The 12,540-nt window shown below is 37.3% G+C and carries 14 protein-coding genes; 3 read left to right on the forward strand and 11 right to left on the reverse strand.

All coding sequences use genetic code 11. From position 1 onward, the window contains the following. Positions 1 to 296: 296 nt before the first annotated feature. Positions 297 to 1,445: an N-acetylglucosamine-6-phosphate deacetylase gene (nagA, locus tag B4D49_RS09055; RefSeq protein WP_286784162.1), complete on the reverse strand. Its 1,149-nt coding sequence runs from the start codon at positions 1,443 to 1,445 to the stop codon at positions 297 to 299. Between the two features lie 145 nt (positions 1,446 to 1,590). After that, a complete protein-coding gene (locus tag B4D49_RS09060) occupies positions 1,591 to 3,222 on the reverse strand; it encodes a Na/Pi cotransporter family protein (RefSeq protein ID WP_199544807.1) in 1,632 nt (543 codons plus the stop codon). 366 nt (positions 3,223 to 3,588) lie between these two features. On the opposite strand from B4D49_RS09060, the gene B4D49_RS09065 reads away from it, so the two are divergent. Both B4D49_RS09065 and B4D49_RS09070 read left to right on the forward strand, forming a co-directional pair. Continuing rightward, positions 3,589 to 4,164 (forward strand): peptidase, encoded by a 576-nt coding sequence (locus B4D49_RS09065; RefSeq protein WP_199544805.1) that lies wholly within the window; start codon positions 3,589 to 3,591, stop codon positions 4,162 to 4,164. 3 nt (positions 4,165 to 4,167) lie between these two features. Next, positions 4,168 to 4,680: a YgjV family protein gene (locus B4D49_RS09070; protein ID WP_286784163.1), complete on the forward strand. Its 513-nt coding sequence runs from the start codon at positions 4,168 to 4,170 to the stop codon at positions 4,678 to 4,680. Positions 4,681 to 4,690: 10 nt separating this feature from the next. Here the strand turns inward: B4D49_RS09070 and B4D49_RS09075 are convergent, their stop codons facing one another. After that, positions 4,691 to 5,536, reverse strand: a complete 846-nt coding sequence (locus B4D49_RS09075) for a DegV family protein (protein ID WP_286784164.1) — start codon at positions 5,534 to 5,536, stop codon at positions 4,691 to 4,693. Between the two features lie 132 nt (positions 5,537 to 5,668). On the opposite strand from B4D49_RS09075, the gene B4D49_RS09080 reads away from it, so the two are divergent. Beyond that, the gene (locus B4D49_RS09080) at positions 5,669 to 6,226 is read left to right on the forward strand and encodes a TetR/AcrR family transcriptional regulator (protein ID WP_286784165.1); all 558 of its coding nucleotides are present in this window, start codon (positions 5,669 to 5,671) and stop codon (positions 6,224 to 6,226) included. 54 nt (positions 6,227 to 6,280) lie between these two features. Here B4D49_RS09080 and B4D49_RS09085 read toward each other — a convergent pair whose 3' ends face one another. The 8 genes from B4D49_RS09085 to rbfA all read right to left on the reverse strand — a co-directional run bounded on the left by B4D49_RS09085 (position 6,281) and on the right by rbfA (position 12,469). Next, complete coding sequence (locus B4D49_RS09085) at positions 6,281 to 7,093, reverse strand: Cof-type HAD-IIB family hydrolase (RefSeq protein ID WP_286784166.1); 813 nt, start codon at positions 7,091 to 7,093, stop codon at positions 6,281 to 6,283. Next, on the reverse strand, positions 7,086 to 7,712 hold the full coding sequence (locus tag B4D49_RS09090) for a trimeric intracellular cation channel family protein (RefSeq protein WP_199544792.1): 627 nt from the start codon (positions 7,710 to 7,712) through the stop codon (positions 7,086 to 7,088). The genes B4D49_RS09085 and B4D49_RS09090 overlap by 8 nt, the downstream gene beginning before the upstream one ends. An 89-nt stretch (positions 7,713 to 7,801) precedes the next feature. After that, positions 7,802 to 8,008, reverse strand: coding sequence for a heavy-metal-associated domain-containing protein (locus tag B4D49_RS09095; protein ID WP_133017836.1), 207 nt, complete (start codon positions 8,006 to 8,008; stop codon positions 7,802 to 7,804). Positions 8,009 to 8,029: 21 nt separating this feature from the next. Next, positions 8,030 to 10,267, reverse strand: a complete 2,238-nt coding sequence (locus B4D49_RS09100) for a heavy metal translocating P-type ATPase (RefSeq protein WP_286784167.1) — start codon at positions 10,265 to 10,267, stop codon at positions 8,030 to 8,032. A gap of 36 nt (positions 10,268 to 10,303) precedes the next feature. After that, positions 10,304 to 10,735: a CopY/TcrY family copper transport repressor gene (locus B4D49_RS09105; protein WP_286784168.1), complete on the reverse strand. Its 432-nt coding sequence runs from the start codon at positions 10,733 to 10,735 to the stop codon at positions 10,304 to 10,306. 170 nt (positions 10,736 to 10,905) lie between these two features. Further along, complete coding sequence (locus B4D49_RS09110) at positions 10,906 to 11,466, reverse strand: nucleotidyltransferase family protein (protein WP_286784169.1); 561 nt, start codon at positions 11,464 to 11,466, stop codon at positions 10,906 to 10,908. Between the two features lie 11 nt (positions 11,467 to 11,477). Then, positions 11,478 to 12,026 carry a TIGR00730 family Rossman fold protein gene (locus B4D49_RS09115; RefSeq protein WP_286784170.1) on the reverse strand — a complete coding sequence of 183 codons (549 nt, stop codon included), beginning with the start codon at positions 12,024 to 12,026 and terminating at the stop codon, positions 11,478 to 11,480. A gap of 92 nt (positions 12,027 to 12,118) precedes the next feature. Then, a complete protein-coding gene (rbfA, locus tag B4D49_RS09120; protein ID WP_003067449.1) occupies positions 12,119 to 12,469 on the reverse strand; it encodes a 30S ribosome-binding factor RbfA in 351 nt (116 codons plus the stop codon). Positions 12,470 to 12,540 lie beyond the last annotated feature (71 nt).

The following is a 12,540-nucleotide window of genomic DNA, read 5'->3' on the forward strand; positions in this document are numbered from 1 at the left end:
TCCATAATAAAAGAACCGCCAAAACACCCATATGATACCTCATAAGGGGCGTTAAAACGCGGTTCCACCCTATTTTATTACTTCATTTATCTGATTTTAACTTAGCATTGCTAAGCGAAAGCGCCAGCGACTCACTTCAGTTCCATCCGACTTCCACCACCTCGGACTCGCTAAGAAACACCATGAGGCTTTCTCTCTTTACCAGCTATTTTAGCACAAATGTAATTGAGTGTCTAGTGGATAACAAAAGAAGCTGATTTTACTAAAAGCTAGTAAAGTCAACTTCTTCTTATTTTCTACGCATTCCAGACTTCCTGTCCACCAAGGTATGTTGCTCGAAGATCAAGATCTTTATCCAAAATGATAAAATCAGCTTTGTGTCCTTTTTTAATCTGACCACATTTATCGTCAATACCAACCGAAATAGCTGCTGCAAGACTCGCCATGCCAATAGCTTGTGCTTTTGAAGCAATTCCCCAATTCACAACATTTTTAACAGCATCTTTCAGTTGAAGGATAGACCCAGCAAGTGCTCCATTTGATTTTAGGCGTGCTGTTCCTTTTTCAACAGTAACCGGATATTCACCCAGCATATAGTCACCATCTTCAAGACCACCAGCACTCATGCAGTCAGTGATCAAAACCACATGTTCGTGGTCTTTTTGATGCATCAAAATATCACAAGCTGATGGATGCACATGATGTCCATCACAAATTAATTCAGCATAAGTATTTGGCAGCTCATAAATCGCACCAACCATACCTGGTTCACGATGATTAAGTCCACGCATGCCATTATAGGCATGAACCCAGACAGAAGCACCTGCTTCAACGGCTTGAACTGCTTGTTCATAAGTCGCATCTGAATGCCCTAGAGCAACGATAACATCTTTACTATTTGCATAATTGATAAAGTCTTCTACCTCATCACGTTCAGGTGCTAAAGCTATCTTTTTCAATAGTCCTTTTGAACTTTCAAGCCATTGATCTAGTTCAGCTATAGATGGATTTCGCATGTAAGATGGATTTTGAGCCCCTTTATATTTCTCTGTGAAATATGGTCCCTCAAAGAACAATCCTTGAATACGTGCTCCACTTTCTTGACCTGCAAAATCAGCTACCGTACGACAAATATCATCAAGTGTTTCAAAAGATGCTGTCAGGGCAGTTGGCAAGAAGCTTGTCACTCCAGCTCCTAAAAGTGCTTTACTCATCGTTTCGAAAGCTTCTTGATTATTATCCATGACATCAACACCAGCAAAACCATGAATGTGTGTGTCTACTAAGCCAGGTGCCACACTAAAACCTGTATAATCTATAATTTCTGCGCCATGCGGTGCTTCTTCTTGCCATTCACCGAAATCATTTCCTTCGATAGCCAAGTAGCCTGCCCCTTTAACATGGTAAGGATAGTAAAATTCATCTGCTTTAATATATTTTGTCATTTGAATCGCCTCCATGTTTATATTATAAAATAAAAGCGCTTTTTTGTAAATGGTATATACCAAAATTAGACCAATTTTATATTGGTCTTTATCCAAAAAAAAACACCCTTGAAGCATCACTGCCTCAAAGATGTTCGATTTATTATTAAATTTGATTTTCAAGTACTTTTTCAACCAAGTTCAAAGCATGGTCAGTGATACGTGTACATGGTGTGATTAAGTCGATAAAGTTAACCCCTGCAAGCGGTGTACATTCGCCATTGTTCATACGTTTAATGTGATTTTTGCGAATGCGACGTTCCAAATGCGCAATTTCTTTATGACGTTCCACCAACTCTCCTGCCAATTCTAGGTCATTATCAATGATAACTTTCAATGAATCCAAAATCATACGATGTGTTTCATGATAAAGTTTATCGATTTCTTGAACAGCTGATTGTGAGAAGGTAATATCTTTTGAAATATTATGTTCCATCAAGTGAACTAGGCTAATACTGTGATCTCCAATGCGTTCTAAATCACGTGATGAATCTAAAATACTTGATAAAATTTCACTTTCGTGTTGATTCAATTGTTCACTTGAAAGATCAATTAAGTATTTTGTCAATTCTTCATCGACATTATTAATTGTATCCTCAAATTTTTGCGTTTTATCAGCATATTTTTCATTGCATGTTTCAACAAATAAGAATGCTGCTTCAAAAGCTTGCGTTGCAAAAGCACCCAAGTGAATCAATTGCTTTTTAGCGTTACCAAGGGCAATAGCTGGCGCTTGTTTTAAAATAATCTTATCAAGGTAAACAGCTTTGTATTTAACAGCTTCATCTTCACCAGGAATTAATTTTGTCACAACAAATGCCAAAGTTCCGATAAATGGGAAGAGCAAAATGGTATTTGTAATATTAAAAGTACCATGTGCAAAAGCAACTGTCATGGCTGGTGTTAAATTGAAATGAACTTCCATCCACTGCATTAAGCTAGTAAATGGCACCAATAAAACCATAAAGAGCACTGTTCCGACAACGTTGAAAAGAACGTGAGCCCCAGCCACTCGTTTTGCTGCGATGTTAGAACCAATCGCTGCAAGCACGGCTGTGATACAAGTACCGATATTACTTCCCAAAAGGATTGGAATTGACCCTTGAAGATCAAGTAAATGACCAGCATACAATCCTTGTAAAATACCGATGATTGCTGCTGATGATTGGATAAGCATAGTCAAGCCAGTCCCAATCAAAACCCCCATAATTGGTTTGTCACCCAAGGTTGCTAAATAATCTTGAAAGGCTGAAACAGATTTCAGCGGTTCCATAGCATCACCCATAATGTTTAGTGAAAAGAAAATTCCTCCTACACCAAAGATGATACGCCCGATATTATTCAAACGTCGATTTGACGTAAAAAATAGCAAAGCGGCACCAAGAAAGATCATTGGAAGTGCATAGTCACCCAAATTAAAACCAATCAGAAAGGACGTTACAGTCGTCCCAATATTGGCTCCCATGACAATACCAATCGCTTGTCTTAAGGTTAAAAGTCCCGCTGACACCAGTCCAACAGTAATAACTGTTACCCCTGAACTTGATTGGATTAGGGCTGACATGGCTAAACCAACAAGAATTCCTAAGAAAGGATTACTCGTATATTTGTCGATATAAAAACGAAGTCTATCTCCCGCAGCCTGTTGAAGACCGTCTCCCATGTATTTAATACTAAAGAGAAAGAGTCCTAGACCTCCAAAAAAACCAAAAGCAATTTCTTGCCAATTTACTGACACAGTCTTATCCTCAATATCATAATTTTCTCGGAAAAAAACCCCGATACCTCCATTTTAATGTATTCGCAGAAAACAAACAAGTATTTTTTAAGCTTTTTTCTAAAATGATAACTAACTGAATAATACCAATCTTTTAAGAAAGGGGATTTTTCTTCATGCTAAAGCAGCATTTCCAAATAAAAATGATAAAAAAAGCTAAAAATAATGGAGCTTTTTAGAAAAAAACTAATGTGCTCCCATTTATATGTTATAATAGTTAGAGATATCGTGCTTATCACGTAACACTACTAAATCTGTTTATTTACCAGACTTGTAATATCGTTTTTTTATCACATCATATTTAATTTTTTTATAAAAGGAGCTTTTATGAAAACATCAAGAAGTGAAGTTACTTATTTTATTCTAAGTATTATTTTAATTGCCTTTGCAGGTGGTATTTATCTTTTCTTTGGTAATACGCATACGAGTACTTCAAGTTCAGAACCACGAACTTCTGCTACATCTTCGTCATCATCAAGTGAAGCTGATTTAGAAGCTAATGCCCAATCATTGTTGGATCAAGCTAAAGCTAATCCTTCAGCAGATGCTGTGACTAACGCACAAGCTGCTATTAATAAAATTTCTGATGAAGCTAAAAAGACAGATTTACAATCTCAATTAGACGCTGTTTCAGCAGAGGTTACCAATCAAAGCAATGCAGAAAATGCTGTTGCTACTGCCGAATCTGAACAAACAAGTGACAATGTTAGTGCTGCACAAGCTGCTATTGACGCTGTAACTAATCAAGATAAAAAAAATCAACTACAAGCTCGACTTGATGCTGTTTCTAACGCAATTTCAAGTGTCGATACAACAACTTCTTTGAATACAACAAACTCAACTGACAATACTACCGATTCAACAACTGTAACTAATGGCAATTACAACTCATACAGTTATTAATCGATGACAATCGGACTTATCTTTTCTGCGATTGGAGCAACTTGTTTAGCAACATCATCATTTGCTAAAACCAAAAAAAGTATGTTAACTTGGCAATTATCGGATTATTTCTTCACGATGATTGCTAATTTTTTACTTGGTGGCTACACTGGTGCGATTTCTATCAGCGTATCCATTATTCGTAACACACTTATGATTAAAAAATGGGATTCTATCTACACAACCATTATTTTGGTGATTATACAGGTTTCTGCTGGAACGTATTTCAATAATCTAGGATTAATTGGTTTGCTTCCCCTAATTTCATCTGTGTCTTATACTATTATTTCTTTTGCTACTAATAAGGTGCAATGGCTTCGTTGGGTCACTGTTGAAAATATGTTGCTCTGGTCATTTTATGACTTTACTATCAAAGCTTATCCAGCATTATTTATGGATATTGTTATTACTATTACTACTTTAATTGCCATCATAAAATACAGTTCTTTTACTAAAAAAACTAGGACATTGTCCTAGCTTTTTTAACTTACACTGTTTCGTACCCCAATAAGATACCACCATCTTCACCATAAAAACTGCAAAGACCTGATGCTGGTACAAAGGTAACATCAGCCTGAGGGTATTTTTCTTTGATTTTATCGCTCAATTGTTGACAAGCTTTTTCATTGTTAGCATGCGTAATAATCACTTTTCCGCCTTGGTAACCTTCTTTGAACATCTCATCAACTGTTGCTTGAACAGCTTTTTTCTGGCCACGTGCCTTGTGAAGAAGTTCCAATTTTCCTTCGTTACTTGCTTTACCAACCATGCGAATGTTCAAAAGTCCAACAACTTTTCCGACTAATTTGTTCAAGCGACCATTTTTAACAAGGTTATCCACACGTGCTAAAACAAACAATAATTTTGTCTTTTCTTGATAAGCTGTGATAGCTTCAACCACTTCATCAAAGCTTAATCCTTGCGCAATCAAGCGATTCAACTCAAGAACAATCAAATCGATTTCGCCACCTGCTGAAAGAGAATCAATCACGTGAACATTCACATTTGGGTGTTCCTCTAAGAGCATGTGTTTTGCAACTTGTGCACTATTGTGACTTCCTGAAAGATTACCTGTAATGGTAATAGCAATAACATTTTCAGCACCTTGGTAAGCTTGTAAAAAGGCATCTGGACTAGGACAGCTTGATTTTGATGAAACTGGACTTGCGTACATCGTTGTCATCATATCAGCAACATCTAATCCTTCATCATCCACAAAAAGTTCTGAACCAATTTGAATCGTCAATGGTACATTTTGAAATTCTGTGTGTTCTGCAAGCCCTTCAATACGGCGAAGGTCGCATCCAGAATCTGTAACGATTTTCCAAGTCATAGCTATTTCCTCCAATCCATTTGAATTTAAAATTTATTTGACAAACAAAGTATTTTCACCTAAAATTATATCATTAATGCCTTTATCTTAGTATTAAAAACAATCAGATGTCACAAGTAAGAGGTTTTTGTCATGACGGAAAAGACAATTTCAAAAAAGTCCTTGCAAAATCTGCAAGTTTCTAATAAAGAATCTCGAAAACTCACTCGTGAGGCTTTAGAAACGGCACTTTTGCTCCTTCTTGAAAAGAAAACCTTGAGCCAAATTACTATCTCTGAACTCGTTGCTAAAGCAGGTGTCTCACGCAACGCATTCTATCGTAATTACAAATCTAAAGAAGCTATTTTAGAGTCTATTCTAACCCAAATCGTTCGTCGTATTTTTCGTGGTCTCAAAGAATTCGATTTGAAAAGTCAGCTCTCCCAAGCTTGGCTTTTCATATTGACCGAAGCTAAAAAAGAAGCGCAAGTTCTTTGCACGATTTTTGAGCAACACCTAGAAAAACTTTTGACGAGCATTGTCTCTAAACGTCTAAAAGCTTATCAAAGGTTCAAGAAAAAACACGATTCCCGCTACACCAATTCGTTCTGGAGCAACGCCATTATCTCAGTAATCTCTAACTGGGTAGCTGATGATATGCGTATCCCAGCAGAGGAAGTTGCCGCAATCGGTTTACCGCTTTTCTTATAAGAAGATAAGACCGCCCAAGTTAAACTTGGGCGGTCTTTTTTATTTTCTTAGTTATTATTTTAAAACGTAGTCATAGATAGCTTGAGCAACACCCGCTTGGTCGTTAGTTGTTGTTTCATAGCGACAAATAGCTTTCACTTCATCTGTCGCATTTCCCATAGCGACACTGTGGTCTGCAAATTCTAGCATTTCTAAATCATTTGCTGCATCACCAAGTGCCATGACTTCAGATGGAGAAAAGCCAAGTTTTTCTGATAAAGCTTTTAAAGCAGTTGCTTTCGTGTAGCCTTTTGGCATAGCTTCAAAGATATATTCTTGACTACGAACCACACTAAATTCTTTTGCTAAAGCTTCTTCTTTAGCTTCTTGGAAAGGATCTAGTTGAGGGGCTCTCGCCATGTACATAGCTTGGAAAATTACTTCTGATGTTGCTTTCATTTCTTCTAGACTAGCTGCAATTGCTGTATCAAAAACAAGCCCTGCATCGTATTGAACTAATTCTGGGACTTCGTTTCCAACAGCGTAATAATGTTTTTCACCTGTCAACGTTAAGCAAACATCTGGATATTCTGAAATAGCATGATTAAGCTTATCTAATTCGTCATTTGACACTTGAGCATAACTAACCAATTCCCAATTTCTTGTATTGTAAATCGTACAACCATTGTTCATAATGATGTACTCTTCATCAGTCAGTCCTAATTTTTCAAAATAGGGAAGAATTCCTGATTTTGGACGTCCTGTACAAAGAACGATTTTAACACCAGCTTGTGCTGCTTTTTGGATTGCTTTAATATTTTCTTCAGGAATTTTTTTATCTGAATTTAGTAATGTTCCATCTAAATCGATTGCAATTAATTTAATCATTTTTAGAGACCTTCCGTTTAATTTTTGGCAAATGCCACTGACGCCAGTAGCCTATCATACGTAAGATTGTCAGAATTACAACTAATAAATAATAGCCAGGATCATTATGAACGATTTTAAAATAAATGGCTAGCGCTGCTAAAATTGCCCAACCAGCATATACTTCACTTCTAAGGACACTTGGTTTCCGACCTGCTAAAATATCTCGAACGATACCGCCACCGGCACCTGTTAAAACAGCTGCTACAATCACTGCACTTAAAGGTTGATGTAATTTAACAGCGTACATAGCCCCTTGAACACTAAAAGCTGCTAATCCGATAGCATCCGTTAAGACTTCAGCTTTTCTCCAACCTTTATGCGTAATGATATTTGGAAATATCATGATAAACAACATGGCCGCTAGAGCAAAATAAAAGCACTGACTTTGTGACCAGAGGGCACTGATAGGCAAACCAATTAAAAGATTACGAATCGCCCCACCGCCAAAAGCAGTCACAAACCCTAGGATAAAAATCCCAAGTATATCAAAATCTTCTTCCATTGCTACAATTGCTCCAGACAAAGCAAAAGCAATAGAACCAATGATACTCAATAAATCCCAAACATTCATCGTCATTTTGATTCCAAACTATATTTTTTCTTACTAGACTAGTTTATCATTTTTAAAGAAGTAAAAAAACAGAGCAAGCTCTGTTTTTCTAAATTTTACTTAATTTCTTTTCCGAGGCTAAATTTTGTTCCTTTAAGCGCACGTTTTAAAAAGAACTTAAATGGACGTCCTGTGATAGTGGCTTGTTTTTTCTCTAAATCAACATTAACTGCTTTCACGCCAGGAACAGCTGATAATTTTTCAGTCACTTTTGTGACACATCCTTGGCATTTCATGCCAGTAACTTCATATGTTTTTTCCATGTGAAACTCCTTTTTTAAGCATTAATCTATTTTTATATATTTTAAGCGAAGTGCATTTAAAACGACTGAAACTGAGCTAAATCCCATGGCAAGACCCGCTATCATCGGATTAAGTAACGGTCCTCCAAAGAGATACAAGACTCCCATAGCAATTGGAATCGCCAAGATATTATAAATGAAAGCCCAGAAAAGATTTTCTTTAACCACTTTAATAGTTAAACGACTGATACTCAAAGCTTTAAGAACATCCGAAATTTTCGGTTTCATCAGAATAATATCAGCTGACTCGATAGCAATATCCGTTCCAGTTCCTACTGCAATCCCGATATCTGAACTAGCCAGAGCCGGCGCATCATTAATCCCATCTCCAACCATAGCAACCATTTTCCCTTGACTTTGCAAATCTTTGATGGCTTGTGATTTTTGGTCTGGTAAAACTTCGCTAATGACGGTCTTAATTCCCGCTTGATTAGCTATTGCTTGCGCAGTTTTACTATTATCACCTGTTAACATGACAACATCAATGCCTTGTTCTTGTAATTTAGCAACAGTCTCTTTGCTATCTGCTTTTAATAAATCTGCCACTGTAATCACACCCAGAAGCTGCTGATTAGCCGAAACATAAATTGGTGTTTGGCCTTTTTGAGTCGCAGCTAGTACTGCTTCTTCACTTCTACTTAAATCAACATGGTGATTTTCCATTAGTCTGCGATTACCAACCGAAATCGTCTGACCATTAACGCTAGCTTGAAGTCCAAGTCCTGTTAGTGAAGTAAACTCTTCAACTTCTGTCAAAGATAACTTAGCAGCGGCAGCTTTTTCTACGATTGCCTGACTAAGTGGGTGTTCTGAATATTTTTCAATAGATGCAACCTGGCCAAGTAGCTTACTTTCGTCACCGTGATAGGCAATAATATCAACAACTTGTGGTTTTCCTTGCGTGATGGTTCCTGTCTTATCAAAGACCATAGTATCAATGTGATGAGCATTTTCAAGGACATCACCACGTTTGTAAAGAATCCCATTTTCAGCGCCTCGACCAGTTCCGACCATGATGGCTGTTGGTGTGGCAAGTCCAAGAGCACATGGACAAGCAATCACCAAAACGGCGATAGCGACTTGAAGGGCAAAGACGAAACTTTCACCCTTGGCAAAATACCAGAATAAGAAAGTGACCAAAGCAATAGTCATAACTGCTGGCACAAAGACCCCAGCAACCCTATCAGCAATCTTGGCGATAGGTGCTTTAGTTTGTTGAGCATCTTCTACCAATTTAACAATCTGTGCTAAAAGCGTTTCGTCACCGACTTTTTCAGCTCGAATAGTTAGCGAACCTTGTCCATTAATAGAAGCACCAAAGACCTTATCATCAGCATTTTTTTCAACAGGAATACTCTCACCAGTTAGCATCGATTCATCGATGGCTGAATGTCCTGAAACCACAATGCCATCAACAGGAATTTTTTCACCTGGTTTAACCAAGATAAAGTCACCAACAAGTACTTGATCAATTGGTACAGTTTGCTCAATACCACCACGAATAACTGTTGCTTCTTTGGCTGACAGCGTTAATAACTTTTGAATAGCATCTGAAGTACGTCCTTTTGAAAGAGTTTCAAAGTATTTTCCCAAAGTAATCAAAGTTAAAATCACCGCAACTGATTCAAAGTAAAGCATATGCGCGTGGTGTACATGCCCTAAGGCGATGTGGTAAGTGCTGTAAAGACTGTATAAAAAGGCAGCACTTGTCGCTAAAGCAACCAAGGAATCCATATTGGGATGAGCTTTAGCTAAAGCACGAAAACCATTAACATAAAAGCGACGCCCAAAATACATGACGGGTAAAGTCAAAGCTAGCTGAACCAGCGCATAAGCCAACGGATGAACTGACAAGCTAACGATTTGTGGAACCCAGAGTCCCATCATACTTCCCATTGAAAGATAAAGCAAAGGAACAGCAAATAAAGCAGACCATAAAAATTTGTGCCACATGTTATGAGTGGCTTCACTTTGACGTTCTGATTGACTTTTAGCTGTTGTCGGGTCAAAGACACAAGCGCCATAACCAGCGTCAACCACCGCTTTTTCAATTTCTGCCTCACTGACTAAATCAGGATTGTAGCGGACAATCATTTTCTCTGTTGTTAGATTGACAACAGCCGAATCGACATGATCTATTTTATTGACAGCATTTTCGACAGTTAAAGCACAGGCCGCACAGGTCATGCCATCAATGACAAAGACTTCTTCTTTTTCCATAAGACACCTTTCTGTCAAAATATCACAAATCAACCATTAAAGACCAACATGTTCTTTACAACGACATTGTCCAGGAATACAATTACAAGGCACTTCATCCAAAGCTTCTTCTTTTTTGGCTAATAGCAGAGCTTGCAAATCAGCGATGTCAGTTAAGGTCATGGGAGTTTCTTTGAGTAGATGCTTAAGAATCATTGTGTGCTTACGCTGACAAAATTTATCAAATAAGTCATCAACCTGTTGGTTCATAGCATCTTGTTCAGTGAGAGTACTTGAATAAAGATAAGACTTACCAGACCTTGTTCTTACCAGATAACCTTTATCGACTAAGCGCTTTAAAAAAGTTTTAACCGTTGAAGCTGTCCAGTCATTTTTATTTCCTAAAATCTCAAGAATCTGCCCACTAGTTGCCTCTTCTTTAGTCCAAATCACTCGCATGATTTCCCACTCCGATTTTGAAATTGACATAGCATTCCTTTCTAAAAAAATCATTTAGTTTACATTTGTAAATTAATTATATTTCTATAGTCTACATTTGTCAACTATAACTACTAAAAAAACTCGAAACAAACTATTTCGAGCTTTTTTAACAATACCCAAAGGCACTGAGTCTATGAGTAATTAAGAGACTTTACACTTCACATTCTAATTCTTTCATCCATAATTTGCAAACGTGGCCATTTCTTTTGCCAATTTTTCTTTTGTTGTCGTTTATGATAAACCTCCATACGTTCTGAGTCAGCTAAAAAATGTGGGGTTGGTTGCACAACAAAATCAAAAATATCAGCAGCCCCATAAGGTAAAAAAACTTCCAAATGCTCATCTTTAAGTCGCGCTGCAATTGCCGTACAACGCTCTGGGTATTTGCTAATGGCATCGGTCGCACTTTGATATGGCTTAGTGTGCGGACTATGAATATGCATTAACACTTGATTTTTGACTTCCCATTGATAATTCGGATAACGTAACTGAAGCTGATTTTGTAGCGCTAATGTTTCTTCGTAAGTAACTTCTGGATCATAGAAGACGACATCAAGATCACTGGTATCTGATAATCCAGGTTTTCCTGATAGAACATTCCAGATATAATTACGTAACGTACCCGCAGCTAGCCACGAATCCTTTAAATCAAGCTGCTCTATTATTCTAAAAATCGTCATCAAATCATCGTCTTGTGAAAAAAGCTCTCTGATATCCATCGACTTATCACCTACTTTTCTTTCCGATAGGCAACCATAAACGCTGATAATTCTTGTAAATCATTAACAAAAATAGCCTTATCACAATCAGATTGATTTAAAAATCCTGTCGCCACCATTTGATCAAAAAACTCTTTTAAAGGATTGTAGTAACCATTTATATTAAGAAAAATACAAGGCTTATGGTGAAGACCAATACGGGCCCATGAAAAAGCCTGAATAATTTCCTCTAATGTCCCAGGACCGCCTGGAAAAGCTAAGAAAACGTCGCCATTTTCCATTAAAAGTCGCTTACGCTCATCCATATCCGCTACCAGAGTCAGTTCTGTTAAATGAAGATGGGCTTTTTCACGTTTTTTAAAATCAAGAGGGATGATGCCATATGCCTCACCTCCATCTGCTAAAACAGTATCCGCCAGAACTCCCATTAAGCCATCTTTACTACCACCGTAGACTAATTGATGGTGCTCTTTTACTAACCAATGACCTAACTCAACAATTGCTTTCTTATAAATAGGGTCCTTTCCAAAACTAGAACCCAAATAAACCGTAATTTTCATCTTCTCAATATTCCTCGCTAAACCACTTTCATTATATCACACTCAAAAAGGGCCGCCAATTGGCAGCCCACTTTTGAATATATGATTTTAAATTATTTTTTAGCTTCCAAATCACGAAGCATTTGATCAATTTTATTTCCGTATTCGATTGACTCATCTTTAATGAATGTCAAATCTGGAATTTTGTACATTGTCAAGTTGCGACCAAGTTCGCGTTTGATTGTACCTTTAGCTTTTTCAAGACCAATTTGTGCTTTTTGATTATCTGATGCAAGTTCAGAGTGAATTGTGTAATACACTTTAGCCATTGAAAGGTCTCCAAGCATTTGAACATCAGTAATTGTCACATCTTGAACACGTGGGTCACGAACTTTTTTGTGTAAAATTTCATTGACTTCGCGTTTGATTTCCATACCAACACGGTCGACACGATGATTAGCCATAATCATTTCCTTTCTAATCTTTTTGAAAAAGCTAGGCTAAGCAAGCCTAGCTTTTATTCATTTATAACTGT

Origin of the sequence: Streptococcus sp. UBA4344, from assembly GCF_002393675.1 — a bacterium.
GTDB classification, from domain to species: Bacteria; Bacillota; Bacilli; order Lactobacillales; family Streptococcaceae; genus Streptococcus; species Streptococcus vicugnae.

What these genes read in the sequence shown, in the direction of transcription:
- B4D49_RS09065 (WP_199544805.1), top strand. Translation starts at nt 3,589, where the DNA reads ATGAAAACATCAAGAAGTGAAGTTACTTATTTTATTCTAAGTATTATT.
- B4D49_RS09080 (WP_286784165.1), top strand. Translation starts at nt 5,669, where the DNA reads ATGACGGAAAAGACAATTTCAAAAAAGTCCTTGCAAAATCTGCAAGTT.
- B4D49_RS09105 (WP_286784168.1), bottom strand. Translation starts at nt 10,735, where the DNA reads ATGTCAATTTCAAAATCGGAGTGGGAAATCATGCGAGTGATTTGGACT.
- B4D49_RS09110 (WP_286784169.1), bottom strand. Translation starts at nt 11,466, where the DNA reads ATGGATATCAGAGAGCTTTTTTCACAAGACGATGATTTGATGACGATT.
- nagA (WP_286784162.1), bottom strand. Translation starts at nt 1,445, where the DNA reads ATGACAAAATATATTAAAGCAGATGAATTTTACTATCCTTACCATGTT.
- B4D49_RS09070 (WP_286784163.1), top strand. Translation starts at nt 4,168, where the DNA reads ATGACAATCGGACTTATCTTTTCTGCGATTGGAGCAACTTGTTTAGCA.
- B4D49_RS09115 (WP_286784170.1), bottom strand. Translation starts at nt 12,026, where the DNA reads ATGAAAATTACGGTTTATTTGGGTTCTAGTTTTGGAAAGGACCCTATT.
- B4D49_RS09075 (WP_286784164.1), bottom strand. Translation starts at nt 5,536, where the DNA reads ATGACTTGGAAAATCGTTACAGATTCTGGATGCGACCTTCGCCGTATT.
- B4D49_RS09095 (WP_133017836.1), bottom strand. Translation starts at nt 8,008, where the DNA reads ATGGAAAAAACATATGAAGTTACTGGCATGAAATGCCAAGGATGTGTC.
- rbfA (WP_003067449.1), bottom strand. Translation starts at nt 12,469, where the DNA reads ATGGCTAATCATCGTGTCGACCGTGTTGGTATGGAAATCAAACGCGAA.
- B4D49_RS09090 (WP_199544792.1), bottom strand. Translation starts at nt 7,712, where the DNA reads ATGACGATGAATGTTTGGGATTTATTGAGTATCATTGGTTCTATTGCT.
- B4D49_RS09100 (WP_286784167.1), bottom strand. Translation starts at nt 10,267, where the DNA reads ATGGAAAAAGAAGAAGTCTTTGTCATTGATGGCATGACCTGTGCGGCC.
- B4D49_RS09085 (WP_286784166.1), bottom strand. Translation starts at nt 7,093, where the DNA reads ATGATTAAATTAATTGCAATCGATTTAGATGGAACATTACTAAATTCA.